Here is a 2,861-nt window from a genome sequence, read left to right on the forward strand (position 1 = left end):
CGAAATACTGCAGATCCAGCGCGGCGATCGCCGGCGTAAAAGCGCCCAACACACTCGGGTTGGCCGCCTGATGAGCAGCCTCGGTCACCCGGTTAGCCACACACGCCTCCGCCGGATACATCGCCGACACCGCCGCCGGATGCGCCGCCGCCGCGGACGCCACGATCGGCGCCTTCGCCGCTGCTAGTGCCGCCAACGCCATCGTCTCTGCGTTGACCCCGGCATGCGCCACCGCCGCCGCACCCGCACCCGCCCCCTGCCACACACCACTGACATAGGTGCCCGCCGCATTAACCGTCGAAGACGCCGCCACCGACTCCAACACCGCCGCCAGCCGGGCAAACGCTTCCCCATAGGCCGCCGTCGACGCCGGGCCGGTCCCCGCACGCGCCAACGTCGTGTAATTGACCTCCGGGGTGAACACCGGCCACGGATGCGTCATACAGCAGCCCCCAACCCCGGCCAGCTCAGAGGGTGGCCGCCGCCGCCCGCACCGCCTCGGTCGCCACCGCGGTCACCGCCGCCAACGACTGCGCCCCAGAAAACTCAGCCCGAGCCGCCACATGCTGCCCGGCCACCCCCACAAACTCCCCGGCAATGGCCCGCAACACCTGCGCAAACACCACCGAATCCACATCACCGCCCATATGCATCACCGACAACAACGCCGGCGACACCGCAGCCACCCCAGCCGCCTTCTCCGCAGACAACCCCGCCTCCATCGCCGACGACCCCTGCACCCCTGCCGACACCATCTCAAAAGCCACGACTAAACCTCCACAGACCGCCACGGGCGACAAAAGCGGAGCATAACTCCTACCGCCCGATCGTGTTTACGCCAAAGACCAACACCACCTCTTTGAGCCCGTCGAGTGGCCACTCTCGTCACGCTTTTTCGCAATTCGCGCGCATTAAGTGGCTCAGCTGTTTGAAGACTGGCAGATCTTCCACTGGTCGTCGCGGAACTGCAGGTCGAAGCTGCGGCTCGACCGGGTTTGCGGCGCATAGGCCATGAACGCGGTGACGTTGGCCTCGGCGTGTCCTCCGTTGACGACGACCTGGTCGATGCTGGCGACGACGGGATACTGCTTGGCCGCCGCGACGCGGTGGTAGGTGTCAGCCCAACCCTGGTCGTCGTAGGAGACGTAGTCATCCCGGAAGCTGCCGCAGGTCAAGCTGCGCAGCACCGCCAGGTCGCCGTTCTGCACGGCGATGTCGAAGCTCTGGATGGTGCCGCGCACCTGATCTTCCTGCGACGCCTTCGGTTTCGACTTGTGGGTCAACAGCACGGTGGCCAGCACCGCGATTGCTGCCAGGGTCAGGATGATCAGAATCAGCGCCAGCACCCAGCCCCAACTGCGCTGGTTCGTCGGCCGCAATTTGGACCCGAGCCGAGGCGGGATGAGCTGCGGCATCGCTGTTCTCGTCGGCTCGCCGGTCGGCTCCTGGGCGCGTTGCGGGCCTGAACGCGGGCGGAAGGCTTCGGTCGCCGGGTCGGCAGTGGTTTGGATCACCGCAGTCTCCTTCGCGTCGAAACCCGGTGCGGTGAAGCGACGTTGCCGCGGGTCGTGCACCGGCGGCGCGACTTCACGCTCTTCTCGTGTCCCGCCCGTCGATATCACCTCGGTTGCCGAATCTAAGCCGGCGCTCTGCTCGCCGGCCGGGTCGGCGCCCTGGTGAAGTCCCTCGGTCACGCCGTCTTCGGTGGAGGAGTCCGAGTCGAACCCATCCGGTTCCGAAGTGTTGTCATGGTCAGGCCCTGTTGATTTCGGCATGAGACCTGGTGTCCTCCCGGCTCGGCGGTGGTAGTTCGAGCTTAAAGCGTGCGACGAACTCTTGTTGATTCCTCGCACAACGTTTCTCGGCGGTCTGGGGCCGGCCCCGCGGACGTCCCGGGTGCGCTGACCGGTTCTCCCCGGTGCAGGGACGACGAGCCCGGCACGGCAGAATAACAGCTATGCCGCCGATGGGTGATCTGCTGGGGCCGGATCCGGTTCTGCTTCCGGGTGACGTCGACGCCGAGGCCGAGCTGATGGCGGGCGAGAATCCCGCCATCGTCGCTGCTGCCCACCCGGCGGCGTCGGTGGTCTGGGCGACGCTGGCCGAGGATGCGCTGGCCGAAGACAAAGCCGTGACCGCCTACGCCTATGCCCGCACCGGTTATCACCGCGGACTGGACCAGCTGCGGCGCAACGGCTGGCGGGGCTTCGGTCCGGTGCCGTATTCCCATGAGCCCAATCGGGGTTTCCTGCGCTGTGTGGCGGCGCTGGGGCGGGCTGCCGACGCGATCGGGGAGACCGAGGAGTACGCGCGCTGCCTGGATCTGCTCGACGACTGCGACCCCAGTGCTCGCGCGGCCCTTGGCCTGAACTGACTGGGCCGACTCACCAGCTGGACGAGCATTCGCTTATTCCGTCGGGAGGCTCCACCTGGATGGTGGCGTGCTCCAGCCCGCGCGCCGACAGCGCCGCGCGCGCCGCGCCGAGCACCCGTGCCGAATCCGCGCTGCTGATCAGGTGTGCGGTGACGGCGTCCTTGCCGGGCACCAGGGTCCACACATGCAGATCGTGGACGCCGGTCACGCCGTCCACCGCGCACAGCGCCGCGCGCAGCTCCTCGACGTCGATGTGGCTCGGTGACGATTCGGAGAGGATTCGCAGTGCGGCGCGAGCCAGCGCGAACGCCCGCGGCAGCACCCACAACGCGACCAGGACCGCGACCACCACGTCGGCGTAGGGCCAGTGCGTCGTCACCGTCACCAGCCCGGCGATCAGCACACCGACGGTGCCCACGGTGTCGGCGATCACCTCCATGTAGGCGCCCCGCACGGCCAGGCTCTGCGCGGAATGCGAGCGCAGCAG

Annotated in this window: 5 protein-coding genes; 1 reads left to right on the top strand and 4 read right to left on the bottom strand. The window is 67.9% G+C overall.

Annotated elements, in window-relative coordinates:
- From WA317_RS19505 to WA317_RS19515, 3 genes are all read right to left on the bottom strand, one after another.
- Window positions 1-442, bottom strand: a 442-nt coding sequence (locus WA317_RS19505; RefSeq protein ID WP_425174598.1) for a PPE domain-containing protein, incomplete at its 3' end; no start/stop codon positions are given.
- 25 nt (window positions 443-467) lie between these two features.
- Window positions 468-767, bottom strand: a complete 300-nt coding sequence (locus WA317_RS19510; RefSeq protein ID WP_425174599.1) for a PE domain-containing protein — start codon at window positions 765-767, stop codon at window positions 468-470.
- A gap of 153 nt (window positions 768-920) precedes the next feature.
- Window positions 921-1,775 carry a hypothetical protein gene (locus WA317_RS19515; protein WP_425174600.1) on the bottom strand — a complete coding sequence of 285 codons (855 nt, stop codon included), beginning with the start codon at window positions 1,773-1,775 and terminating at the stop codon, window positions 921-923.
- A gap of 182 nt (window positions 1,776-1,957) precedes the next feature.
- Here WA317_RS19515 and WA317_RS19520 point away from each other — a divergent pair, with 182 nt between their 5' ends.
- Window positions 1,958-2,374, top strand: a complete 417-nt coding sequence (locus WA317_RS19520) for a DUF3151 domain-containing protein (protein WP_425174601.1) — start codon at window positions 1,958-1,960, stop codon at window positions 2,372-2,374.
- A 10-nt stretch (window positions 2,375-2,384) separates the two neighbouring features.
- Here WA317_RS19520 and WA317_RS19525 read toward each other — a convergent pair.
- The coding region (locus WA317_RS19525; protein ID WP_425174602.1) for a cation diffusion facilitator family transporter at window positions 2,385-2,861 on the bottom strand (477 nt) is incomplete at its 5' end.

It is taken from the genome of Mycobacterium sp., assembly GCF_049802695.1.
Lineage (GTDB): Bacteria > Actinomycetota > Actinomycetes > Mycobacteriales > Mycobacteriaceae > Mycobacterium.